The sequence below is a fragment of the Pseudoalteromonas sp. KG3 genome, assembly GCF_030436385.1.
GTDB lineage: Bacteria > Pseudomonadota > Gammaproteobacteria > Enterobacterales > Alteromonadaceae > Pseudoalteromonas > Pseudoalteromonas prydzensis.
In genome coordinates this window covers 479,501-505,431 of record NZ_CP098523.1, presented here as the reverse complement: position 1 = coordinate 505,431, position 25,931 = coordinate 479,501, and the positions used below count along the sequence as shown (strand labels likewise).

The 25,931-nt window shown below is 42.1% G+C and carries 20 protein-coding genes; 13 read left to right on the top strand and 7 right to left on the bottom strand.

Features of this window, described 5'->3' with window-relative positions; translation table 11 throughout:
* Positions 1-3: 3 nt before the first annotated feature.
* The 6 genes from NDQ71_RS02500 to NDQ71_RS02475 all read left to right on the top strand — a co-directional run bounded on the left by NDQ71_RS02500 (position 4) and on the right by NDQ71_RS02475 (position 6,342).
* Positions 4-774, top strand: coding sequence for an enoyl-CoA hydratase/isomerase family protein (locus NDQ71_RS02500; protein ID WP_301562194.1), 771 nt, complete (start codon positions 4-6; stop codon positions 772-774).
* A gap of 8 nt (positions 775-782) precedes the next feature.
* A complete protein-coding gene (locus NDQ71_RS02495; protein ID WP_301562193.1) occupies positions 783-2,759 on the top strand; it encodes an acetyl/propionyl/methylcrotonyl-CoA carboxylase subunit alpha in 1,977 nt (658 codons plus the stop codon).
* Complete coding sequence (locus NDQ71_RS02490; RefSeq protein WP_301562192.1) at positions 2,752-3,666, top strand: hydroxymethylglutaryl-CoA lyase; 915 nt, start codon at positions 2,752-2,754, stop codon at positions 3,664-3,666. Before NDQ71_RS02495 ends, NDQ71_RS02490 begins: the two co-directional genes overlap by 8 nt.
* A gap of 38 nt (positions 3,667-3,704) precedes the next feature.
* Positions 3,705-4,403, top strand: coding sequence for a CoA transferase subunit A (locus NDQ71_RS02485; RefSeq protein ID WP_192542185.1), 699 nt, complete (start codon positions 3,705-3,707; stop codon positions 4,401-4,403).
* Between the two features lie 10 nt (positions 4,404-4,413).
* Positions 4,414-5,070, top strand: a complete 657-nt coding sequence (locus tag NDQ71_RS02480) for a CoA transferase subunit B (protein ID WP_192542184.1) — start codon at positions 4,414-4,416, stop codon at positions 5,068-5,070.
* A 366-nt stretch (positions 5,071-5,436) separates the two neighbouring features.
* Complete coding sequence (locus NDQ71_RS02475) at positions 5,437-6,342, top strand: LysR family transcriptional regulator (RefSeq protein ID WP_064666188.1); 906 nt, start codon at positions 5,437-5,439, stop codon at positions 6,340-6,342.
* A gap of 31 nt (positions 6,343-6,373) precedes the next feature.
* On the opposite strand, the gene msrA is transcribed toward NDQ71_RS02475, so the two are convergent.
* The gene (gene msrA, locus NDQ71_RS02470; RefSeq protein WP_283711204.1) at positions 6,374-7,663 is read right to left on the bottom strand and encodes a peptide-methionine (S)-S-oxide reductase MsrA; all 1,290 of its coding nucleotides are present in this window, start codon (positions 7,661-7,663) and stop codon (positions 6,374-6,376) included.
* A 172-nt stretch (positions 7,664-7,835) separates the two neighbouring features.
* Between msrA and NDQ71_RS02465 the strand changes: the two genes are divergently transcribed.
* The 6 genes from NDQ71_RS02465 (at position 7,836) to NDQ71_RS02440 (ending at position 14,534) form a co-directional block, all read left to right on the top strand.
* Positions 7,836-9,353, top strand: coding sequence for a leucyl aminopeptidase (locus tag NDQ71_RS02465; RefSeq protein ID WP_301562191.1), 1,518 nt, complete (start codon positions 7,836-7,838; stop codon positions 9,351-9,353).
* A 158-nt stretch (positions 9,354-9,511) separates the two neighbouring features.
* Positions 9,512-10,177: a 5-oxoprolinase subunit PxpB gene (gene pxpB, locus NDQ71_RS02460; protein WP_301562190.1), complete on the top strand. Its 666-nt coding sequence runs from the start codon at positions 9,512-9,514 to the stop codon at positions 10,175-10,177.
* Positions 10,174-11,103: a biotin-dependent carboxyltransferase family protein gene (locus tag NDQ71_RS02455; protein WP_301562189.1), complete on the top strand. Its 930-nt coding sequence runs from the start codon at positions 10,174-10,176 to the stop codon at positions 11,101-11,103. Before pxpB ends, NDQ71_RS02455 begins: the two co-directional genes overlap by 4 nt.
* Positions 11,104-11,231: 128 nt before the next feature.
* Positions 11,232-11,900: a pyroglutamyl-peptidase I gene (gene pcp / locus NDQ71_RS02450; protein WP_283710740.1), complete on the top strand. Its 669-nt coding sequence runs from the start codon at positions 11,232-11,234 to the stop codon at positions 11,898-11,900.
* 155 nt (positions 11,901-12,055) lie between these two features.
* A complete protein-coding gene (gene asnB / locus NDQ71_RS02445; RefSeq protein ID WP_301562188.1) occupies positions 12,056-13,726 on the top strand; it encodes an asparagine synthase B in 1,671 nt (556 codons plus the stop codon).
* The gene (locus tag NDQ71_RS02440) at positions 13,707-14,534 is read left to right on the top strand and encodes a PhzF family phenazine biosynthesis protein (protein WP_301562187.1); all 828 of its coding nucleotides are present in this window, start codon (positions 13,707-13,709) and stop codon (positions 14,532-14,534) included. The genes asnB and NDQ71_RS02440 overlap by 20 nt, the downstream gene beginning before the upstream one ends.
* Before the next feature lie 4 nt (positions 14,535-14,538).
* Here NDQ71_RS02440 and egtD read toward each other — a convergent pair whose 3' ends face one another.
* Together egtD and egtB are read right to left on the bottom strand one after the other, a co-directional pair.
* Entirely contained in the window at positions 14,539-15,513 is a 975-nt protein-coding gene (gene egtD, locus NDQ71_RS02435) for an L-histidine N(alpha)-methyltransferase (RefSeq protein ID WP_301562186.1), read from the bottom strand.
* Entirely contained in the window at positions 15,510-16,700 is a 1,191-nt protein-coding gene (gene egtB / locus NDQ71_RS02430; RefSeq protein WP_301562185.1) for an ergothioneine biosynthesis protein EgtB, read from the bottom strand. The genes egtD and egtB overlap by 4 nt, the downstream gene beginning before the upstream one ends.
* A gap of 349 nt (positions 16,701-17,049) precedes the next feature.
* On the opposite strand from egtB, the gene NDQ71_RS02425 reads away from it, so the two are divergent.
* Positions 17,050-18,624 carry a BCCT family transporter gene (locus tag NDQ71_RS02425; RefSeq protein ID WP_301562184.1) on the top strand — a complete coding sequence of 525 codons (1,575 nt, stop codon included), beginning with the start codon at positions 17,050-17,052 and terminating at the stop codon, positions 18,622-18,624.
* A gap of 48 nt (positions 18,625-18,672) precedes the next feature.
* Here the strand turns inward: NDQ71_RS02425 and NDQ71_RS02420 are convergent, their stop codons facing one another.
* The 4 genes from NDQ71_RS02420 to NDQ71_RS02405 all read right to left on the bottom strand — a co-directional run bounded on the left by NDQ71_RS02420 (position 18,673) and on the right by NDQ71_RS02405 (position 25,460).
* On the bottom strand, positions 18,673-19,374 hold the full coding sequence (locus NDQ71_RS02420; RefSeq protein WP_301562183.1) for a 3'-5' exonuclease: 702 nt from the start codon (positions 19,372-19,374) through the stop codon (positions 18,673-18,675).
* A gap of 1 nt (position 19,375) precedes the next feature.
* The gene (locus NDQ71_RS02415) at positions 19,376-21,274 is read right to left on the bottom strand and encodes a DUF294 nucleotidyltransferase-like domain-containing protein (RefSeq protein ID WP_301562182.1); all 1,899 of its coding nucleotides are present in this window, start codon (positions 21,272-21,274) and stop codon (positions 19,376-19,378) included.
* A gap of 89 nt (positions 21,275-21,363) precedes the next feature.
* Entirely contained in the window at positions 21,364-24,438 is a 3,075-nt protein-coding gene (locus NDQ71_RS02410) for an efflux RND transporter permease subunit (RefSeq protein WP_192542173.1), read from the bottom strand.
* 5 nt (positions 24,439-24,443) lie between these two features.
* Entirely contained in the window at positions 24,444-25,460 is a 1,017-nt protein-coding gene (locus tag NDQ71_RS02405) for an efflux RND transporter periplasmic adaptor subunit (RefSeq protein WP_301562181.1), read from the bottom strand.
* Positions 25,461-25,931: the final 471 nt, after the last annotated feature.

Below are 25,931 nucleotides of genomic sequence, written 5' to 3'. Positions count from 1 at the left end.
ACCATGTCAGTAACACTACAAATAACTAAATCAAATGTGGCTGTACTCGTTTTAAGTCGCCCTGAAAAACGTAATGCCTTTAACGAGCAAGTAATTCAAGAGCTGATCCAATGCATCGAACACGCTAATAGCTTAGACGTACGAGCACTGGTATTAAGAACAAAAGGCGATCATTTTTCTGCTGGCGCTGATCTTAATTGGATGAAATCCATGGCAAATAATGATTTCAGTGAAAACCTCGCTGATTCAAAGCAACTTGCCAAGCTGATGCATGTATTAGCCACGAGCCCGCTTCCTACAATTTGTGCCGTACAAGGTGCCGCTTTTGGTGGTGCACTTGGCTTGATCGCTTGTTGCGATATTGCAATTTGCCAAGACAACGCACAGTTTTGTTTAAGCGAAGTCAAATTAGGGCTCATCCCAGCTGTAATCAGCCCGTATGTGATCCGCGCAATTGGCGAGCGCGCGGCGCGGCGCTATTTTTTAACCGCTGAAATTTTTGATGCCCATACGGCGAAACAGTTAGGCCTAATTCATCAAGTTACCGGCAAGTTAGACACGGCGCTTGAACAACTGCTAGAAACCTTACTAGATAATGGCCCTGTAGCGGTACGCGCTGCGAAACAATTAATTAACGATGTGGCAGGTCATGATATTAATGGTCAAATCATTAATTTAACCGCAGAGCGGATCGCTGAAATTCGCGTATCTGAAGAAGGCCAAGAAGGCTTAACGGCCTTTTTTGAAAAACGCCCACCAAATTGGCAGAAATAGGGATCACCATGAGCACACAATCATTACAAAAAATTCTTATTGCTAACCGTGGTGAAATTGCCTGTCGGGTTATGCGTACCGCCAAGCAAATGGGTTTAACCACTGTTGCCGTGTATTCAGATGCTGATAAGCACGCGCAACATGTAAAATTAGCGGATGAAGCCTACCATATTGGCGCAGCACCGAGTAAAGATTCCTACTTAGTAGCGGATAGGATCCTCAAAGTAGCACTGGATGCGGGTGTTGATTGCATTCACCCAGGCTATGGCTTTTTATCTGAAAACAGTGAATTTGCCAAAGCCTGTGAACAACACAACATTGCGTTTATTGGTCCACCAGCGGCGAGCATCGAAGCCATGGGCTCAAAAACCCGTGCGAAAGAGATCATGGCAGCGGCCAATGTACCATTGGTGCCAGGTTATTACGGCGATAAACAAGATCCAGAGTTTTTACACGCTGAAGCTGAAAAAATTGGCTACCCTGTGCTTATCAAAGCAGCATTTGGTGGTGGCGGTAAAGGCATGCGTATTGTCGAGCATGCAAAAGACTTTATCAGTGCCCTACAAGGCGCTCAGCGTGAAGCAATTGCAGGCTTTGGTAATGACTTAGTGCTACTTGAACGCTATGTAAATAAACCGCGCCACGTTGAAGTACAAGTATTTGCTGATAACCATGGTAACTGCGTGTATTTAGGTGACCGTGATTGTTCGTTACAACGTCGTCATCAAAAAGTAATTGAAGAAGCACCAGCTCCAGGCTTAAGCGACGCGTTACGCAAAGAAATGGGCGAAGCTGCGGTTCGTTGTGCTTTAGCAATTAATTATCGCGGTGCTGGTACGGTGGAGTTTTTATTGTGTGGCGATGAGTTCTTCTTTATGGAAATGAACACGCGTTTACAGGTAGAGCACCCAGTAACTGAAATGGTCACCGGCGTTGACTTAGTTAATTGGCAAATAAATATTGCCGCAGGTCAACCGCTTCCACTTGCGCAAACTGATATTCAATTACACGGCCATAGTTTTGAAGCGCGTATTTATGCAGAAGATCCAAGTAATGACTTTATTCCTTGCTCTGGCACCATTAATAGCTTGTATATACCAGCTCAATCAGAATATGTACGTATTGATACCGGTGTAATGCAAGGGGATGAAATTAGCCCGTTTTACGATCCGATGATCGCAAAACTTATTGTTCACGATGAAAACCGTGAACAAGCCTTAGCTCGTTTAAGTACTGCACTTGAGCAATTTCATTTAGCCGGATTTAGCTGTAACGTGAGCTTTTTACATACACTTGCTAATCACCCTACGTTTAAACAAGGCGCGCCTGATACCCACTTTATCGAAGAACAAGGTGAAGCCTTGATTGAAGTGGAGCAAAAGCACCGAGATTTTAGCCAAGTTATTGCTGCATTTAGCTATTTATCTTCGCTTAAGCAACACGATAAATACTCAGCTTGGGATAATTTAGCCGGTTTTAAACTCAACAGTGCAACTACCATTACAGTTCCATTTGTTGAACAGCAGATCACGGCGACAGCAACCGCTGATGGTTATATTATTCACGTTAATGAAGTTGACTATACAACCTCTGGCAACCTTGAAAATAACCACTGTAGTGTATTTATAAATGGCGAGAAACACACATCTCATGTAGCTATGCATGATAACACCATCACAGTGATGTATAAGGCGCTACAAAGCCGTTTTGACATTATTGATAAGCATTATGTCAGCGAACACGAAAGTGATGCACTGCCACTTGCAGCTCCGCTCAATGGTACTGTTGTGAAGCATTTAGTGGATGTAGGTAGCCAAATCACTAAAGGTGATGCCGTGGTGATCATTGAAGCGATGAAAATGGAATACACTCTTACCGCCCCACATGATGGCGTGCTGCAAAGTTATTGTTTTGCTGAAGGCGAATTAGTAAGTCATGGTGCGCTGTTGGCAATAGTCACCGATGAGAGTGCAGCTGATGAGTAATTTAGATCAATTACCTAGCAATGTGCGTATTGTTGAAGTAGGTGCACGTGATGGTTTACAAAACGAAAGTGCTGTAAGTACTCAAAGTAAGGTTACACTTATCAATGCACTCGCCGCTGCGGGTATTAAAGATATTGAAGCTGGTGCCTTTGTATCACCTAAATGGGTGCCGCAAATGGCCGATTCTAGCGAAGTAATTAGCGCACTTGAATTACCTGATTGCAATCTCACTGCCCTCACCCCAAATTTAAAGGGTGCAGAAGCCGCGCATGCTGTAGGTATTAAAGAATTTGCTATTTTCACCGCAGCCAGCGAATCATTTTGCCAAAAGAATATCAACTGCTCGATTGATGAAAGTATTACACGTTTTACGGACGTCTTAGCGTTTGCCAAAGCAAATAATATTCGAGTGCGCGGATATGTAAGCTGCGTATTAGGTTGTCCGTACGAAGGTGATATTGACCCTCAGGCAGTACTTGCTGTTGCTGAGAAATTATTAGCACTAGGTTGTTATGAAATTAGCCTTGGCGACACAATTGGTGTGGGTACTGCCAAAAAGGTCGATCAGCTACTAGACTTACTTCTAACTCATATTGATAAGTCATTGTTAGCTGTTCACTTTCACGACACTTATGGGCAAGCGCTCACAAATATTTACACCGCTCTAAAGCGAGGTATAGCAACGGTTGACAGTGCAGTTGCAGGCCTTGGTGGCTGCCCTTATGCCAAGGGGGCGTCAGGAAATGTTGCCACTGAAGATGTGGTTTACTTACTACAAGGGCTTGGCATTGAGCATGGAATTGATTTAGAAAGACTGGCTAAGGCTGGTTGGGCTATTTGTAGTGCATTAAACAAACAACCCGTAAGCAAGGTTTCCCTTGCCCTTAAAAATCAAGCTGCTGAGTAATAACAGCAGTTATACACATAATTATAAGGAGTGGGCCCATGGCCGGTTTCGATAAAGTAGTTTCAAGTTATGAAGCTGCAATGGAAGGTTTAAAAGATGGCGATACTATTATCGCTGGTGGCTTTGGTTTATGCGGTATCCCAGAGGGATTAATTAATGAAATCAAACGTAAAAAAACTAAAGATCTCACTGTGGTTTCAAATAACTGTGGTGTTGATGACTTTGGTTTAGGGATTTTGTTACACGACAAACAAATTAAAAAAATCATTGCTTCGTATGTTGGTGAGAATGCCCTTTTTGAACAACAATTATTAAGCGGTGAAATAGACGTTGTATTAACTCCACAAGGCACCTTAGCTGAAAAAATGCGTGCTGGCGGTGCGGGTATTCCGGCGTTCTATACAGCGACAGGTTACGGAACTCCAGTTGCTGAGGGTAAAGAAGTTAAAGAATTTGCTGGCCGCCCTTATATTTTAGAAGAATCAATCACCGGCGAATTTGCCATTGTAAAAGCGTGGAAAGCCGACCGTTACGGTAATTTAGTGTTTCGACACACGGCAATGAACTTCAACCCAATGGCTGCAACTGCGGGTAAAATTACCGTTGCTGAAGTTGAAGAAATTGTTGAACCAGGCGAACTTGAGCCAAGCCAAATTCATACCCCAGGTATTTTTGTTAATCGCGTTATCAAAGGCAGCTTTGAAAAACGCATTGAACGCGTCACCACCAGCGATTAGGAGCAACATCATGGCATTATCACGTGAACAAGTCGCAATGCGTGTTGCGCAAGAATTACAAGATGGTTACTACGTAAACTTGGGGATTGGTATTCCTACCCTCGTTGCCAACTATGTACCAGATGGCATTGAAGTTATGCTACAGTCTGAAAATGGCTTATTAGGCATGGGGCCATACCCTACTAAAGCTGAGCTTGACGCCGATATGATCAACGCGGGTAAAGAAACCGTGACAGCAGCCACAGGTGCCGCGATATTTAATAGTGCAGATAGTTTTGCAATGATCCGCGGAGGTCATGTAGACTTAACTGTTCTAGGTGCATTTGAAGTTGACCAGAACGGCAACATCGCATCGTGGATGATCCCAAAAAAGCTGATCAAAGGCATGGGCGGCGCGATGGACCTTGTCGCTGGCGCTAAGAATATTATTGTTACTATGACTCATGCTAGTAAGCATGGTGACTCAAAATTACTTGAAAGTTGCTCTTTACCGTTAACTGGTGTTAACTGTGTAAAGAAAATAGTAACAGATTTAGCCGTGTTAGAAGTTAAAGACGGCGCATTTCATCTGCTAGAGCGCGCACCGGGCGTGTCAGTTGATGAAATTATTAGTAAAACAGCAGGTAAATTACTTGTTGATGGTGACGTGCCAGAGATGGTATTTTAATTTACCTCTCACTCACCTTGTACCGACCTCATTCCCAGTGCCAATGGCGCTGAGTTACCCAAAATCCCTCGCAAGAGGGATTTTTTTTCGCCATTTAACTGCACCAAATTACAGCAAAACATTTTTTTGTGCCCCATAACTGTGATTTGTACTACAATTGGATAACTCAGCTAGTTGTTGTAGACAAAAAGTCAAAGCACCGATTAACCTGATAACTAATATCACACAAATTAAATAACCCTAAATTGGTTGTTTTTTAATTATAAATGCAGAAAATAGCTATGTTACAAACTAATTTTGCTAATGTCTCGCAAGTTGGGATAGTTATTGCTTTACTAACGTTATTGAGAATTACTAACATCGATTATGCAAACACCTATTAGAGGATTACGTTCATTTTGTTTTGCGGCAAGAACGTTAAGCTTTAAAGAAGCCGCTAACTTACTTTACCTTACGCCATCAGCTGTTAGTCACCAAATCAAGCAGCTAGAAGAGCAGTTAGGTATTGAGCTATTCGAACGCCAAACTCGCTCTATCAATTTAACCGCGGCGGGTAAAAACTTTTATGATTCGGTGTCACCGCTGATCAAAGCGCTTGAAAAAACCATCACTGAATTTAGTCAGTTGCAAGAGAATGTCACTATCAGTATTACTTTACCTGAGTTTTTTGCCAGTGAACTATTGATGCCAAAACTCAGTGAGTGGACCACCGAGCACCCGAAAACCAATTTACAACTTAATACCATGAAAACGCGTAAAGAATTGGCTATAAACAGTGATCTATCGATTGTACTGTCGTCATCAAAACCCCTTGAGGGCGTGGTTCATGAGCTGTTTTCGTTACAATATTCTCCGGCCTGTAATAAAGAAAATTGGCAACAATGGCATGAAAATCCCCTTGAAGCGTTACAGCAAGTGCCACTGATTTTACATAAAGCCCGTCCTTGGGCATGGCACCAATGGGCTGAACATGTAGGCCTTGATGACTTTTCACCAAAACAAATTATCCAAATCGATAGTATGTTTGGTGTTGCCCGCGCAGCCCAACAAGGCATGGGGATCGCACTTATCCCCTTACCTATTAGTCAAACTTGGTTTGATGAAAGCTGGCTATTTAACTTCACCGAAGAACCATTAGTGACTAAAGACAAATATTACTTAGTCCAACATGATCCGAGTGAGACCAACGCCTCACTTGAACTATTTATAAAGTGGTTACTAGATACTTTTAAACACTTAAGTGATATTCATAAAATAAAACCCAGTGCATGACTGGGTTTTGATTTTGGGTAAACGAGCCGTGTTAGCTTTGCTTACGAGCCACAAACTCTAAAACAGTTGCATTTATACAATAACGATCCTGCCCTTTAGGGCCTTCACCTGGAAACAAATGTCCTAAATGAATACCTGACGATTTTGATTTTATTTCAATCCGCTGCATGCCATAACTGTTGTCATCATGCAGTGTAACTGTGCCTTTCACTGGATGCGTAAATGACAACCAGCCAGTACCCGATTTAAATCTGTCACGCGTGTCAAATAAAGGGACTCCACTGAGTTTATCAATAAAAATACCGTCGGGCGTATTTTTAAATATATCGTATTGCTTACAAAATGGGCTATCTGTACTGGCATTAAATGCCACCGAGTAAGCCTCACTATCACCTAATTTAAAAGCTCCCAGTGCTTTATAAAATTCAGTTGCTGACACATACCCTTGACGACCATAAATCTCTTTGCCATTTTCTAAAAACAAGATAGTTGGAGTTGCCCACGTTGGTGTTTTAATCGTTAAGCCATCAAGTTGATCAGCCTTACGATAGGTTAACGCAATACTGCCTTTGTACTCATTGCTAACATCCTTTTTAAACTTCTCACAATATGGGCAATAATCACGTGAATCAATCACAACAATCTGTTTTCCAACTAATAATGCCGTGTTATCGACTGCATCTTCGGTAACTTTTTCAAATACCACGCCCGTTGAGTGATCCGGGCAATAGCCATTTGGATTCTTAACTAAATAATCTTGATGGTATTCCTCTGCTGGAAAAAACTCAGTCAGCGGTTTAACGATAGTTTGAATTTCTCCAAACCCAGCTGCGGTTAGTTTACTTTGATATTGCGCTCGTAATTTTTCAACCACTTCTGCTTGCTCTGTAATAGTGGTTAAAATAATTGAACGATATTGAGTGCCGATATCATTACCTTGGCGATTTTTTTGGGTTGGATCATGACTTTCAAAATAATTTTTCAGTAATGTTGCGGCGCTTATAATATTACTATTGTAAGTGACTTGAACGACTTCAGCATAATTGTTCTCATCGAAGCGACGTGATTGTTTAGTTATGTTGCGGTAAGTTGCTTTGAACCCTTTACCATCTGCATAACCAGATTCTGCATCGATCACACCGTCTAATGCTTCATAGCGTTTTTCAGCGCCCCAAAAGCAGCCAGAGCCAAGCACAATAGTTTCTAAATGCATGGTGGCTTGCACATCACGGTCTGTTTCATTTTCAAGCGACAGCGCATAACTGGCCACGCTGAACAAAACGCTGCAAGTGGCTAATTTAAGCCAATTCATTGATGTCATCATTCCCCTACCTCACTCTATTAATTGCTTCATTTTAGTAGACCTTAGAGCAGATACTATTATTTCATTCGTTTGTATTATTTTATCGCTCATTATCGCAGCTTTACCGAATTCGACTTCACCTGTGAACCTAAGTAAGGTAAAAAGGCTTTTATTTAATTTAGGTTTAACAATGAAGACGCTTTTCAATCTATCGGCACTCACACTTGCTGTAACAATCAGTACGCAAACCACAGCCGCAGAGTTTAGTTTTACAAATAAAATTGATGATAACGCCAACGCATTAGTACTGTTTTATGCCCAAGATGGCAGTAATAAGCAGTTCAAATCCCTCAATAAAACACTAAATAACCAATTACAGCGTGCTATTGACATTAATGACTTTAGTGGCAAGTACGCCAGTGTTGTTGAAGTATTAGCCCCGCATAACAGTGACTTTAACCGTGTGCTTATCGTGGGCACAGGCGAGCAAGAAAAACTTGATAAAGCGTTAATGAGTAAATTAGGTGGCAATATTCACGCGCAATTACTTGCTAATAACACAGCCAGTGCAACCATCGCTAGCGACGAGTTAGCTGGTGTAAATAGCAATAGCGTATTAGCGGCTAACTTTGCTCATGGTGCGAACTTGCGTGACCACCGCTTTGAAAAATACAAACAAACGGCGAATACCCACACAATCAGTTATAGTGTTGATGTAGATAACGCTAAGCAAGCAAAACGTGAATACACACAGCTTGAAAGCATTCAGGCTGGCGTATTTTTAGCTCGCGACCTTACCTCAGAAGTTGCCACTGAAATGACCCCAGTGGATTTTGCTAATGCAGCAAAAGAACTGGAGTCTTTAGGTGTTGAAATTACTATTTTAGAGCCACAGCAATTAAAAGAACTCGGTATGGGCGCACTTGAAGCCGTTGGCCGTGGTAGCCAGCAAGGCGCACGTTTAGTGGTTGCGCATTACAAAGGTTCAAACGACATCCCTATTGCCTTGGTCGGTAAAGGGATCACCTTTGATTCAGGCGGTTATAGTTTAAAAACGGGCGCATCGATAGCGCGTATGAAGTCAGATATGGCAGGCGCCGCAGCCGTACTTGGTACAGTTAAAGCTATGGCATTAGCAAAAGCAGATAAAAATGTAGTGGCTGTAATGGGCATGGCTGCCAACATGGTGTCGCAGTTTGCAGTCGCACCTGGCGATGTGGTGCGCACCGCTGAAGGCTTGAGTGTTGAAATTGTTAACACCGATGCAGAAGGTCGTTTAGTGCTAAGCGATGCTATGTGGTATGCCAGAGAATATTTCAAGCCACAAGTAATGATTGATGTTGCAACCCTTACCGGCTCTAAAATTAAAGCTGTAGGCAATGATTATGCAGGTGTTTTTTCAGATGATGACGAACTAGTTCAGCAACTAACTTTAGCTGGTAAACAAGTTAATGAAAATTTATGGCGCTTACCTTTAGGCTATAAAGACACATTATCATCGGATATTGCGGATCTTAAAAATTTAGGTTCAAGTGGCCCTGGCGCAACAACTGCAGCCAGTTTTTTACAACATTTTGCTGGTGATACCCGTTGGGTTCATATCGATATCGCAGGTAATGCGTTAGCGAGCAAAGGTAAGGATGAAATCTCAGCCGGCGGTACTGGCTATGGTGTTCGTCTATTAAGTGAGTGGCTGCTGAGCAACTAAGCTGTGTTATTACGCATAAGCAGATAGGTTAAGCTTATGCGTAAGTCCCCAGAAAATAACTTGAGTATTAAAATCCAGCAATCTAATCGCATTGCTGTAAACATTTAATACTGAGTGTGCTAGGTTGGAATGATTAAGAATTAATAAAATAATCAGCCATGAACTCACAAGCACCCGTATCGATTTCAATACTCAGTAGCAATAGCCTGTTTTTGGATGCAACACACTTAAGCGAAGACAGCTTAATGACTCAAAAAAGGATCTGGGCATTGGTGAGCCAATGTAAAGAAAGTAACGCCTTTCTTGATATTGTACCAGCAATGAACTCGCTCACCGTTTACTTGCTAAATACCCATGAACTGGCTAAATGGCAAACTACCTTAGCAACCTGGTGGGACGAAATTGACGCACAACAATATCAAGGTGCACATCATAAAATACTCACTCATTATGGCGGTGAATATGGTCCTGATCTGGACTTTGTTGCTGATGCGCATGGCCTTACGCCAAAACAAGTGATTGAAAAACACAGCAGTGCTCATTATCAAGTTCTGTTTTTAGGGTTTCAACCAGGCTTTGTTTACTTGCATGGTTTAACCACCCAATTGCATACGCCTCGTAGGGCAAACCCACGTACACACGTTGCCAAAGGCTCTGTTGCAATCGGTGCAGGTCAAACTGGTATCTACCCTGCTGACTCTCCCGGCGGTTGGCATATAATTGGCCATACTGATTTTAGTTTATTTAACTGCCACGCTAATCCTCCTAGTGTTATTCAACCTGGCGATACTCTGCAATTTGTTTGTCTGGAGTCAACATCATGATCACAGTACTAAAACCCGGTTTATTAATGACTATTCAAGATAGAGGCCGTACTGGCTTTCGTCACTTAGGTGTTGCCCAATCGGGGGCAATAGACAGCTACGCGATGACCATAGCAAATCGTTTGCTCGATAACGATGATAACGACGCCGTTATTGAAATAACATTAGGGCTGGCGAAACTGCAATTTAATTGCGATAGCAGCATTGCCCTTATTGGCACAGACATGCAAGCTAAACTGGACGATACATCGATTTACCCCGGTTGGACTTACACAATTAAACAAGGTCAAACTCTGACATTTGCTACAGCTAGAAACGGCTTTAGAGCCTATTTAGCGGTTAAAGGTGGCATAAATTGTGAGTGTGTAATGAACTCGCGGGCGACCGATTTAGCCGCAGGATTTGGTGGTACAACCGGCGCTGCGCTAAAAGAAAACGATACTATCCCTATTACGCCATACTCAAAAAGTTGGCCAAAGCTGGGGGCAATATCGCCACCAAAACGTAGCCTAATTCGTCTGCATCCAAGTATTCATACCCAGCTACTGAGCCAATCTACGCTCGACGAATTCTGTGCAAAAAGTTGGCAAGTGACCCCACAAAGTAACCGTATGGGAGTCAGGTTGCAGGCACATACTAATCAATTAGCACATTCTCATTCATTGCCGTCATTAGCGGTAAACCCAGGCTCAATACAATTGCCACCAAGTGGTGAACCTATTGTTTTGCTTAATGATGGCCAAACGACCGGTGGCTACCCATTACTTGGCACCGTAATTAGTGCCGATCTTTATCATTTTGCGCAGCTAAAACCGGGTGACAGTATTAACTTCTGCTATGTCGATTTAGCAACCGCAAATGCTGCACAAGCCAAGCTAAATGCGCACTTGCAGCAACTGGCTATTGCACTTAAAAATAAACATTAATGGCTAGGTTGTGAGTTAAATAACCATAATTCGCTTTAAAATGCACTTACCATGCTATAAAGGGTCAAATGCTGGCGCCTTCATACTGTTGGCGGTTGATAGTTTTTTAATCTATATGGAGATTTTTAATGACTAAACTGACATCAAGTATGCCCTGTGTATTGATCACCGGCTTTGCCCCATTTGCAGGGGAGTCGATTAACCCCTCTTGGCAAGCTGTCAGCAAGTTGGACGACAATTTGATAGCGAAACATCGCGTTATCGCTTTAGAATTACCCTGCGAATTTAATCGTTCATTAGCGTTACTATACCAAGCAATAGAGCAGCATCACCCCGTCTTGGTACTGTGTGTTGGCCAAGCTGGTGGGCGCAGCGAAATTAGCATTGAACGTATTGCCATTAATATTGATGATGCGCGCATTAAAGATAATGCCGGTAACCAACCAATTGATACGCCAGTCATCGCAGACGCGCCTGCAGCTTATTTTGCAAACCTACCCATTAAGCGCATGTTGCTGGCATTACATCAAGGTGAGATCCCGGCTGTTATATCAAATACCGCGGGGACCTATGTCTGTAATCATGTGATGTATGGACTGTTGCACCATATTAACCAACACGAACCACATATCAAAGGCGGCTTCATTCATATTCCGTATTTACCCAGCCAAGCATTGCACCACAATGGCGCACCCAGTATGAGCGAAGACACCGTGCTAAGTGCTTTAAAAGTGCTGATCAACGAAGCGATCAGTACAAAACTGGATACAAAAGTAGCAGCTGGCACCACGCACTGATCAATTTGGTGCACGCATGCTCGCGTTGGTGCATAAATTATTCTGAAAATATTGTAAAAGCTATGTGACTTAGTTAATTATTTCTGTTAAAACAAGGGTGAATAGTTAGGTATTTTAGGCCTAACTAACACACATGATAGGAATGAGGAGTTACTATGTGTTCAATTTTTGGTGTATTAGATATAAAATCTGATCCCGCTCAGTTGCGTACTCAAGCAATTGAAATGTCAAAATTATTACGTCACCGTGGGCCTGATTGGTCTGGCGTATATTCATCTGAAAAAGCGATTTTAGTGCATGAGCGCTTAGCCATCGTTGGCGTTTCAAGCGGCGCACAACCTTTATATAACCCAGAAAAAACCCATATTTTAGCGGTTAATGGCGAAATTTATAACCACAAAGAGTTAGCGGCTAATTTAGAGACTGATTTTACCTTTCAAACACAATCAGATTGTGAAGTTATCTTAGCGTTATACAAACAAAAAGGCCCTGAGTTTTTAGACGACCTAAACGGTATTTTTGCTTTTTGTTTATACGATGAAGAGCAAGATGCTTATTTAATTGGCCGTGACCATATTGGTATTATTCCACTGTACACGGGCCACGATGAACACGGTAACTTTTATGTTGCCTCAGAATTAAAAGCGCTGTCACCGATTTGTAAACACATTGAAGAATTCCCGCCGGGGCATTTTTTATGGAGCAAAGATGGTGAGCTACGCCCTTATTACACTCGTGATTGGCAAAGCTTCGCAGCAGTTAAAGACAATGACGCAAAAGCGCAAGATGTGAAAGAAGCACTCGAAGCTGCTGTTAAACGCCAACTAATGTGTGACGTACCTTACGGTGTGTTACTTTCTGGTGGTTTAGATTCATCGGTTATCTCAGCAATCACGCAACGATTTGCCGCTAAACGTATTGAAGATAATGACGAAAGTGATGCATGGTGGCCAAAACTGCATTCTTTCTCAGTCGGTCTTGAAGGTTCACCCGATTTAGCCGCAGCACAGAAAGTAGCTGATATGATTGGTACGGTTCATCACCCTATCCATTTTACAATTCAAGAAGGTATTGATGCACTGCGTGAGGTGATTTATCACATTGAAACCTACGATGTGACCACTATTCGTGCCTCAACACCAATGTACCTTATGGCGCGTCAAATTAAAGCTATGGGTATCAAAATGGTGCTCTCTGGTGAAGGTGCCGATGAGTTATTTGGCGGCTACTTGTATTTCCATAAAGCCCCTAATGCACAAGAATTCCATGAAGAGCTAAACCGTAAAGTGTCTAAACTGCACATGTTTGATTGCTTACGAGCGAATAAATCAATGGCAGCCTGGGGTGTTGAAGCCCGAGTGCCGTTCCTTGATAAAGAGTTTGTTGATGTGGCTATGCGCATTAACCCAGAAGGAAAAATGTGTGGCAACGGTAAAATTGAAAAACATATTTTACGTGAAGGCTTTGAAGGTTATTTACCAGATGAAGTACTTTGGCGTCAAAAAGAGCAGTTCTCTGATGGCGTTGGCTACAGCTGGATCGACACATTAAAAGAATACGTTGCTGAGCAAGTAAGTGACCAAGATTTAGAAAATGCAAAATTTAAGTATCCGATCAACACACCGGATTCTAAAGAGGCGTATTTTTATCGCAGCATTTTTGAATCGCACTTTCCAGGCGACGCGCCAGCGAAATGTGTACCGCATGGTAAATCAGTTGCCTGCTCTACCCCTGAAGCACTGTTATGGGATGCATCATTTCAAAATAATGCTGATCCATCAGGTCGCGCTGCGGGTATCCATAACGATGCCTATAAGCAAAAGTAATAAGTTTACGCAATTATTACCTAGATACCTGCATAAAGCCCCGCGCTTTGTGCAGGTGTTTGCTGAACAAACTGTTTTTGATAATCCTCCCCACAATAAAGGCTCATCGGCACTGATCGTTATTTATAAATCTGGCTTAAGCCGTTTTATGATGCAGCGTATCGCAAACCATACTCATCACAGCGCCACTGTATTTTTGAAAGAAACTGAAATTAAAAGCCCTAGCTGCAGTATCCGTTGGTTCAACCAACACAATGAAATAAAGCGTTGTGGTCACGGTACCCTAGCAGCTGCTTTGTATTTAAAAAAATATCAAGGTAATTCACCTCGTCAATTTTATTCATTAACGGGTGAAATTTTTAAAATACAATCCAGTATTAATAACTTACAGCTTGAAATAACTGCCATAAACAGCGAAAAAATTGCCCCTGTGCACGCCATCGAAATGGCGATTAAAACGCCGATCCTGCAAAGCTATGCAACAACCAGTAAACATGGGTATACCACTGTTTTAATTAATACTGAGCATCCACTTAAAGAACTTGATGTAAGAGTGACAGAATTAACAGACTACCCCAATGCTGTAATTGTGCTTCAACAAAATCCCCATAACGGCTGCTTCTCATTTCGATATTTTGCTCCTTACTATGGCATAGCAGAAGATCAGGCAACAGGATCTGCGTTAAGTGTGCTTGCGCCGCTTATTAAACAGCTAAACACAGAATATAAAGGCGCACTTTTTCAAGCATCTGTAAACGGCGCTGTAATAAATTACCAATTAAAAAAACAATCTGTGAGACTTTATTAACCTTTTAGCAAGGGCGCAATAAACACAGTGCAAAGTAATCATTATCATCACACCAAGTATGTTCTAACTTCAAGTTCGCCTGTTTTGCTAAAAGTTCAAAGGCCGTTAATGTATATTTATGTGAATTTTCGGTATGGATGCTTTCGCCTTGTTTAAAATTCACTTCAACATTATTTATAAAAATGCGTTGCGCGCAGTTACTGACAAGATGCATTTCAATCCTGCTTTGGAGTTCATTAAAGCGAGATTGATGAGTGAAATTATCCAGTTCAAATGTCCCATTTAGCTCTTTATTGATGCGCAATAACATGTTTTTATTAAATGAAGCCGTAATACCCGCTTTATCATCGTAAGCATTAAGAAGCACTTGGCGGTCTTTAACTAAATCGATACCAATCAGAACATAGCCGTTGATGCCACATAAGCGGTGGAAGTTTTGCAAAATTTCAATAGCCTGAACGGGTGCAAAGTTACCCAATGTAGAGCCAGGAAAATAAACTAGGTTTGTTTGATCCACCAATGCAGATTTTTTTGCCAATTGCTTAACCATCTGACTGTGCGTGAAATCCCCCAACAGTGGCGAGATAACCAGCTCAGGAAAAAGCGGCGATAAGTGTGCTAAGGAATAATTGAGCATCTCTTTGGAGATTTCAAAAGGAACAAAGGTTTTTACATTGACTAAATGAGCAAGCAAATAAGCCACCTTTTTTCCAGATCCACAACCGGGCTCTATGATCGAGATATCTTGTGGTAATAATTGAGCAATCGCATGAGAGTACTTATCTAAAATACTCAGCTCAGTACGTGTGACATAATATTCACTAACGCTGGTGATTTGCTCAAACAATGCAGCTCCTCTATCATCGTAGAAATATTTACACGGTAGCGACTTTTGGCGCTGCGTTAAGCCATTTAAAACATCATTTAAAAATTGCTGATCTAAAACGTTTTTATTTGCTACCGCTGTAAGGTGACTCATTCGCTATCCCTCGCAAGTCTTATACTACTTTGCATCCACGCTTGATGTGGATAATAAAAATTTCTATATGTGCTGCGTGAATGATTGTTTGGTGTAAATTGACACCCACCACGCAGTACCATTTGATTACTCATAAACTTGCCATTGTATTCACCTGCGACACCACTGATAGGTTTGAAGCCGGGATAAGGCAAATAAGCACTGTTTGTCCACTGCCAGGCGCTATCACTTAGTTGTAGGAGTGTATCGGGTTGTTGTGCCGCGTATTCCCACTCAAACTCTGTTGGCAGCCTCGCATTTGCAAAATTTGCATAAGCACATGCTTCATAATAATTCACATGAGTAACAGCAGCGTTTAAATCCAGCGGTTGTAAGCCATTTAAAGTAAACTCAAACCATTCTTCGTTTATAAAATGCCAATACAAAGGCTGTGTTAGCTGCTCTTTTTGAATATAGTTCCAGCCATCACTTAACCAATGTATGGGTTGTTGATAGCCCTGTTGATTAATAAATTCGAGGTATTCACCGTTAGTCACTAATCGATTTGCTAAACTGAAAGGGTGCATCAACACTGAATGATTTGGCCGCTCGTTGTCATAAGAAAAGTGCTCATCTAGTGCTGCCCCTACAGTGATAATAGACTCTTTAAATTGCACAAATTCGAGTGGTGTTGATACCTTGTTCGCGGTTGCTACCGCAGGTTGGTGATAAGCTGGCAACAAGGGATTAAATGCAAAGTTATATTTAATATCCATTAACATCAGCTCTTGGTGTTGTTGCTCATGATTAATGCCAAGTTCAACAATCTCTTCTAAGCCATTATCACTTGTCAGCAATTCAGCCATTGCTTGGTCAACATACCGACGGTACTCAAGTACTGATTCTAAACTTGGTCGTGATAAAGTCCCCCGATAAGCTCGGCTAAACTGCTCTCCAACACCATTGTAATAAGAGTTAAATAGCACCTTAAATTCGGCATTAAAAATACAGTAGTTAGTAAGGTGCGGTACTAATAAGAAAGTTTCAAAGAACCATGTGGTGTGCGCCAGGTGCCATTTCATAGGGCTTACATCTGGCATTGCTTGAAGCTGGCAATCTTCAACGCTGAGGTTGCTAATTAATTGCTCTGAATCCCGCCTTACTTTATTAAAGTTACGCAAAAGCGTTTGGTTATCCTTTGCTATCATATTATCCCTCACAAACTAGCTGTATTAACTATAGTTTAAGTTTAGTTAAAAGGCATTTAAGTGACACTTAGATGAAATATTAATTAGAGTTGGATATTAAATTAGTGATTATTGCTTATTTTTCCTCATCATCATGACAGCACCAAAACGATCCTGTAAGCTATTCATTACCGTAATGGCTATAATTCAGCGGTTTACGAATAATCTAGGTTTACATTTTGACGATTACTTCTACACTTTAGCATATTACTAAGTGCTATTTTTAGTTTGTCTACGAAGTAATAATCCTGTTCGGGATCGCTGCTCAAACCATTAAAACAAACGGAAATTTAACAAAAGAGGCTTATTCATGAGTGATAATCATGACAAATATAGTATTGATAATACGGACTATACGGTAGGCCAGGATAATATTCAGAAATGGGGATTTGATGTACATAATCCAGTTTTTGGTGCCAGTGCTGGCTTAGTTTTAATTTTTTTAATCGCAGTGTTAATTAGTGATCCTGACTCAGCAAAAGCAATGCTAGATGGGATCAAATTCGACATCATTAATACATTTGATAGCTTTTTGATGTGGTCTGCTAATATTTTTTTATTATTCTGCATCGGTTTAATTTTCTCGCCTTACGGGAAAATTAGATTAGGTGGTGTAAGCGCGCGCCCTACTCATTCACGTCTTTCATGGATGGCAATGCTGTTTGCTGCGGGTATGGGTATAGGTTTAATGTTCTGGGGGGTTGCAGAGCCCGTCGCCTACTACACCGGTTGGTATGAAACGCCACTCAATGTCACACCTAATACGCCTGAAGCTGCAAAACTTGCCATGGGCGCGACCATGTTTCACTGGGGACTACACCCTTGGGCTATTTATGCCGTTGTTGCGTTGTCATTGGCCTTTTTTACATATAATAAAGGTTTACCGCTTTCTATCCGCTCTATTTTCTATCCCATTTTAGGTGACAGAACATGGGGTTGGCCAGGTCACGTCATTGATATTTTAGCAGTACTGGCGACGTTATTTGGTTTAGCAACTTCCCTCGGCTTAGGTGCGCAACAAGCCTCAGCGGGTATAGACCATGTATTTGGTATTGAATCCGGTGTTGGTTTACAAATTATAGTTATATCCGTCGTCACCTTATTAGCGGTTATTTCGGTAGTACGCGGTATTGATGGCGGCGTAAAGCTACTCAGTAATATTAATATGTTGATTGCCTTTGCCTTGCTAATGTTCGTTTTATTAGTTGGCTTTGCAGCGTCTGTAGGCAACATTCCAACCACAGTAATGGGCTATGTTGAAAACATTATTCCGTTAAGTAACCCGCATGGTCGCGAAGATGAAACCTGGATGCACGGTTGGACTGTGTTCTACTGGGCTTGGTGGATCTCTTGGTCTCCATTTGTTGGTATGTTTATCGCACGTGTATCTGAGGGGCGTACTATCCGTGAGTTTTTAATTGCGGTATTGCTTATTCCAACTATGGTCACGATACTGTGGATGTCAATTTATGGCGGTATTGCAATTGATCAAGTCATTAATGGGGTTGGTAAACTTGGTACCGAAGGATTAACGCAAGTACCACTGGCGATGTTTGAAATGTTTGATGAATTACCAATGGCTAAATTACTGTCATTCACTGCGGTTGTTCTAGTATTGGTATTCTTTATTACCTCGTCAGATTCAGGGTCATTAGTTATTGATTCGATCACTGCCGGTGGTAAAGTTGATGCGCCAGTACCACAACGCATTTTTTGGGCGACGGTTGAAGGCGCCATAGCAGCAACACTACTTTGGGTAGGTGGAACGAAAGCAATGGAGGCACTGCAAGCCGGTGCCGTGTCCACAGGCTTACCATTCACGATTGTACTACTAATGATGTGTGTAAGCTTACTGTTAGGACTTAGAACCGAACCAAGAAGCTAAACACAGTTAACTAAAATCTAAAAACGCCGCTAAAATTAGCGGCGTTTTTTATATCCATAAATCTGCAAGCCGTGTGTCATCACGATAATGATATGCCAGCTGTGCGTGTAATAACTCTGCGGTAGCTAATGCATCAGTGAGTGCACTATGACTTTGATAAGCTGGCAGTGAATAACGTTTACGTGAGTCGCCCAATCTTACTGAATCAAGTTTCTTATTAAATAACCGGCCAATTAGCCCTTGTCTGGCTTGTAACGCGCGCTTCTCTAACTCAAGCGTATCAATCACTGCAAACTCAAGCCCCTCGCCTAGTCGAGCCTGTAAAGCCTGATATAAGAAATGACGCTCGATCGGCGCAAAGTGAACAACAATCACTTTTCCTGCCAATGCCGCTAATAAAGGCTCAATGATTTTTGAAAAATCAGGAGCATCAACTACTTCTGAATGGGTGATGCCATGAATAACAATTGATTCTTCATCGAGCTTTTGCTTGGGATTTACCAGCCAATGTTTACTGCCACTGCAGCTGATACGCCGAGTATTAAACGGCACTAATCCCGCACTGACAATATCATCATGATTAAAATTTAGACCGGTCGTCTCAAAATCTAAAGCAACTAAAGGAACGTCACTAATCGCGGTATTACCATCAAAAATAGCATTACGGTAATAATGTTTTATACAGTCATTTTTGCTGCTGTTTTCTAGCTGCTTATAACGTTTTTGCCAATCAATCTGATTACCCGCCATATTATTTAATACCTGAATTAGCTGAGTATCTAAATTTAAGGAAGTTTTGTGCTTTGTCTAAAATAGCAAATGCTTCTTTTAGATTGCGCTGCTCAAAAGGCGATAATAAATGTGGTTCTAAATCATTATCCGGTTGCTCATCGAGTTGCTCTATTTGCCACGCTTGGTGACGAATACGCACCATCGCAATGTATTCAAGCGCATCTCTTAAATCTTGTGCTTTGCCTTCTGGCAGCAATTTAGCATCTATAATATCTTCTAAGCGCTCAAATGAATTTTGTTTACGTGACCCTACAGCCAAAGCATGTACCCTGATCACATCAGATAATGGCGCAGTACCGCGTCGTTTAAGGTTCATTGAACGCTTATGTTGACCATTGTGCTCAAGCACAAAGTCTTTAAAAAAGCCCAGTGGCGGTGTGCGGTTGCGCGCGTTGGCAGCCATATTTGCTAAAAAGCGTTTATTGTTGCGCCCTTCTATGGCAATAAAGCGTTGCAGCTCTAGCGCCCATTTAACTTTGCCGTATACGCCATCTAAATCAAAGAAAATAGCGCTATTGAGTAAAGCTTGTGGTTTTGGCTCGGCAATCCATTTAGCAAACTGCGCCTGCCATTGGTCTTTGGTCAATCGCCACTTTTTAAATGAAGCCATTATTTCACCAGCACAATAGGTATAGCCGCATTCAGCTAAGCCATCGCAAACAAAGTCAGCCAGTTTTTGAAAGTATTCATCATGCTTTTCTTCATCAAAACTGTTATCAAGAATAATGGCGTTATCTTGGTCAGTAACAATAAGCTGTTCATCACGGGCCATTGAGCCTAACGCAATAAAACAATACGGCACAGGTGGTGGGCCAAATTCTTCCTCAGCTAAACTTAGCAAACGCTGTTTAAAGGTGCGGCCAATCACAGCCATAGCGGTACCAATCATGTGTGAATTAGCGTCTTCATTTACCATACGTACAAATACGTTTGGTAATTGCCGTGCATAATATGCAAGATCTTCCACTGAAGGCTGCGATAAAATCCCCCGCACTAACAGTAAGCTGCTTTGCGATTCGTAACGTAAAATATCTGAAAGTGAGATCACACCAATAGGCTTTTTCTTAACAACAACAGGTAAGTGATGGATATTCTCTCGTAGCATCGCTAAAACAGCTTCAAAAATGTACGCGTTACTGTCTAGCAAAATTAAATCTTGCTGCATGATTGCTTGCGCGGTCATCGTGTAATCAAGGCCTGCGGCGATAACTTTACTGCGTAAATCTCTATCTGTAATAATGCCAACAACTTGGCCATCATCATCTTCAGGATCATCGCTAATTGGCTTATCAACATCGGTTACCAGTACCGATGATACCGACTCATCCGTCATCACTTGTGCTACGTGCTGTATGCTGGCATCCTTTGCCACAGTGACGACGTCGCGATGGAGTAAAGATTTTACTTTAGCCGTTGTTAAATCATTACTATCGGCTTGTTCAACAATTGCTTGATGCAGCCTTACCGTGCCGTTAGCTTCAAAATAGTCTGCAAATGCGTCAAATTTATCACAATATTTATTAAAGAATTCAACGTTAATACAATAAACTAAGGTATCTTCAAGGGCTTTTGCAGGGTAACGCACTTTGCGATTCATTAATAAACCCATTTGACCAAATATGCCGCCAACCGTTAATCGGTTGTACAGCTCACCATCACGTCGATACATTTCAACTGCACCACTGCGAATTATATATAAGTCATTTATATCATCGCCATAGAGAAGAATATTGGTTCCAGCTCGAAAATAAGCCACTTCAATTTGGCAAGCTAGTTGGTTTAAAGCTTCTTCTGGTAGGTCATCGAATGGGGCGTGCTCACACAGGAAGTGAGCGATATCAACATGTTCGGCTTGCATTAACATATCCGTTTTAAAGCGTTTTGTTGATTGTGGGCCTAATCGGCTATTTTTTCAAAAAAAATAGCCGATCAGTGAAAGTTAAATAATTAGACTTGCGATAACTCTTGCTCTAACTGTTTGCTTTCATCGCCGCGCGGCGAGGTAAAACGCGCAAGACCTAAGTAAATAACCGGTGTTAAATACAAGGTAAATAATACCGCAAGTGATAAGCCACCAAACACCACCCAACCGATAGCGTTACGTGCTTCTGCCCCTGCGCCCGTTGATAATATGAGCGGCAACGCGCCAAGCAAGGTAGATACTAAGGTCATGGTGATCGGCCTTAACCGTACCAATGCCGCTTGCTCAACCGCTTTGCGCACCGTTAAACCTTGATCTCGTAATTGATCGGCAAATTCAACCAGTAAAATCGCATTTTTAGCAATTAAGCCTATTAGCATCACTAAGCCTATTTGCGAGTAAATATTAAGGGAAGTCCCCGTAAGATACAGCGCTAAGATTGCCGAAGTAATACCAAATGGAACGGTGACCATCACCACAATTGCACTGTTAACGTTTTCAAATTGTGCCGCCAACACTAAGAACACAATTAAAAATGCCAATATGTAGGTAATAAACACTTCATTAGAGGTTTCTTCAAACGTTAATGCTTCACCTTTGAATGCTAAGCTAATACCACTTGGCAAAGTTTGCTCTGCAATATCGCGTAGCTGTGAAACTAGCTCTGCAATGCTCATATCTTCAGGTAATTCCATATCCAATTCAATAGCACGACGCTGTGCATGGCGCTCAAGCTCTGCCGCAACCCCTTCTTCGCTAATAGTCGCAACACTACTCAAGGGTACGAGTCTGCCATTTGATGCACTAACATAGAGATTTGCTAAATCACTCGGATCATTAATGGTTTGATTTTGTGCTTGCAACATAATAGGCACTGATTGATCACCAATATTGAGATCAGCAATATCATCGCCGTTGATTGCAGCACGCAATGTCACTGATATATCACTCAGTAAAACACCTAATTCATCAGCGCGGCGTCTATCTATATTAACCCGTAACTGCGGTTGAGATGGTTGATATGAAATTCGAACATTATCAATGGCCGGAATTTGCTGCTCAACTTGGGCGGCAAATAGCTGTGCGGCTTTATAGATTTGCAGGTAATCTTGCCCTAATAACGCCAGCTCAATCCCACCACCTTGGCCACGTAAATTTAAACTATTTGAACCATTTGGATAGCCTGCTGCACCGGGTACATTGCCCAATGGAGTACGAATTTTATTGATGATCTCTTGTTGGGTAAAATGGCGTTCGTCCCAATGCTTTAATGGCACGGTGATAAACACGATATTAGGATCCCATTGCCCTACTACAGTATAAATGGATTCTATCTCACCGCTTTCTACGTACGGCAATAAAATGTCTTCCATTTGCATTGCTTGGCGATCCATAAAATTTAAGCCAACGCCATCTGGTCCACGGGCAAAGATACGAATTTTTCCGCGATCTTCTGATGGCAGTAACTCATTGTCTAAATTGACATACAAAGCACCCGACCCCGCTGCAACCAATACGCACGCAGCAAACGTTAGCCATGCGTGATCAAGCACCCAATGAATAGTTTTAGTGTAAACATTAGCAAGCCAATGGCCTATTTTTGCGAACGGGTGTTTGCCACCTTGCTTAAGTTTTAGTTTAGAGGTTAATGCAGGAACCAAAGACAGCGCGACAAAACTTGAGATGATCACAGCGCCCGCAAGTACTCCACCAAACTCTCTAAATAGCCGCCCTGCGGTTGAAGGTAAAAATGCAATCGGAACAAACACAGCCGCTAAAACGGCGGTTGTGGCAACCACCGCAAAAAATACTTCTCGGGTGCCCACCACGGCAGCTGCGCGTCGGCCAAGGCCTAAACCACGTTGCCGTTGGATGTTTTCACTGACCACAATCGCATCATCAACAATTAAACCAGTGGCAAGCACTAATGCCAATAACGTAAGTATATTGATTGAAAAGCCCAACGCCCAGATCAAGGCTAATGAGCCAATCAAGGCAACAGGAATTGCAAATGCAGGCACTAGAGTTGCCCGCCATGAGCCAATAAATATCCACAACGTAATGATCACTAATAATACAGTCAGTACTAACGAAGAGATCACTTCATCAACTGAGCTTCTAATAAACTGTGCATCATCCGATGTCAGGGTAAATTCAAGCTCAGGAAAACGTGTTTGCATTTTCGCTAATAAACTTAACACTTCATCGGATATCTCAATGGTATTTGATTGCGCTTGACGGATAACTTCCATGCCAATCACAGGTTGGCCATTTAAACGCACCATAGAGCGTGGATCTGCGGGGCCAAAATACACCGCTGCAATATCGCCAATCCGCGTGCCATCACGAATGATAATATCTGCTACTTGCTCTGCTGTGACCGATGTTGCATCTGCGCGAACAATAATTTGTTGATCCGCTGACTTTAAACTCCCTGCAGGAACATCAAAGGGAGCTTGGCGCAGCACACGTGCCACATCGGGGACCGTTAAATTAAAACTGGTTAATTTAAGAGGATCTAATCGTACCCGTAATACTCGTTTGCGGTCGCCATTTAAGCGTACATCGGCAACCCCTGGAATGGTTAAAAACTGCGGGGCTAAATCAACCTCAACTAATTCAGTTAAGGCCTCAAGCGCTAATGACTCACTGGAAACGGTTAACGATACGACGGCTTCAGCATCGTTATCCGCTTTGATTATAGACACCCGCTCAACTTCTTCGGGTAAATCACGTTGCACGCGCGCTACGGATTCGCGGGTTTCATTTGCGGCATCATCAAGATCAACACCAGCACGAAACTCAACCACAATACGTGCGCTACCTTCTTCACTTTGTGCACGAATAGTTTTAACACCACTGACTCGTGCAACCGCACCTTCAAGTTTACTGGTTACCTCGGTATCAACCGTCTCAGGTGAACCACCTGGAAAAGAAGCCGATACCGTGATCCTAGGCGTATCAACATCGGGCAGTTCACGTACTTCAACTCCCGCAATGGCTGCAATACCTGCGATGATAATTAGTAAGTTAAGGACGACTATCAATACTGGGCGGCGAATTGCCATTGACGGCAAGTCTTGCATCATAGGTGATTGCATCCTTGCTACTCCTGTACGTTTGCAAGTGGCTGCACAAACTCAAGTGCTTGCGCTGGACGAAGTCGTTGCACGCCTTCAACCACTAAAATATCGTCTTCAAGTAAAGGTCCAGAAACCAATAAACGACCCGCTAAACGTTGTTGAATTTTCACATCAACACGGGTGGCTTTTTGCTCAACACTTTTCCAGACGTACGGGCCCGTCGCGCCCCACAGTAATGCCGCTTCCGGCACTGCCGCATAACGTTCACCTTGAATTTCTATATGCACTCTAAAACTCATACCAGGTAAAAATTGTGCGTTTTTATTCTCTAATTTTGCTTTGACCCGCAGCGTACGCGTTTGAGGATCGATTCGTGAATCAAGATACGCAACTTTAGCATTAACAGCAGTGCTGCCTTGCCATGGAATAACTCGAACATTTCCGCTGTTTCTGAGCATACTAATTGCTGATTCTGGCGCATTAAAATTGATATACAAAGCACGGGTATCATCAATACTGGCGATGGCCGTTTGTGTGGTGATTCGGTCACCAACTTCCACATCAGTTAACCCCATAGTGCCACTAAATGGCGCACGGACTTGACGGTCTTGTAATTCAGTTTCAGCTTTGGTGACTGCCACTTTTGCTAACTCGTACACGGTTTTAGCATCGTCTAAGTCACTTTGCGGAACAGCTCCTTTTGCATGACTTTGTTTTAAACGAGATTGGATACGCTCGCTATCAGCAAGCTTTATTTTCGCCTCATTCAAAGCCGCTGTTTGTCTGCGAGAATCAAGTTCGAGTAACACCGCCCCAGCAGTAACTTTATCTCCTGGTTTAAAATGTACCGCTGTCACCTTATCCCCTACTGCAGGGTATAGGATCACAGAACGTATAGCTTCAGCATTGCCAACTGCTTGCACTTGTTCTTTGGCATGTTCCATCGCAACGTGTTCTACAAGTACATTGGCAGCCAATGCCGAAGGTACAACCGCAGCACAGCTAAAATAAACACAGGTTATAAGCACGCGAAATTTCAAAAGATCACCTAATTAATTATTATTTCCATTATGATACGCAGTGTATCAGCCTTTTGATCAATAAAAAGTCTAGTTCGATTAACTAGCAAAACAATACGTTGAAATGACTTAGCAGTGGCAAGATTAAAAGATAATTGAAGGTGTTGTATTGAATGCAGAATATTTGGGCTTATTCTATTGTAACCTCATGAAATTTTGACTCTGTCTCGAAAACCGATTTTAAATATAAAAAACAAGCATCGTCTTGTTTGATCTTCTCTCAACCAAGTAGTTTCTCCTTAAAAAATCGAACCTTCACGATTTGAATTTTGTATTCAATCTCAGATGAAAGATCCCCCCTTATCAAAGTACGCAATTGTTCCTAAAATATATTCCCTATCAAGCAATTTATGTGGCCGCACAAGCCTCAATTTTCTGTATTGGTATCTCCTATCTGATAAGAATCGCAGACCTTTTTTTAGCCATTTCAAT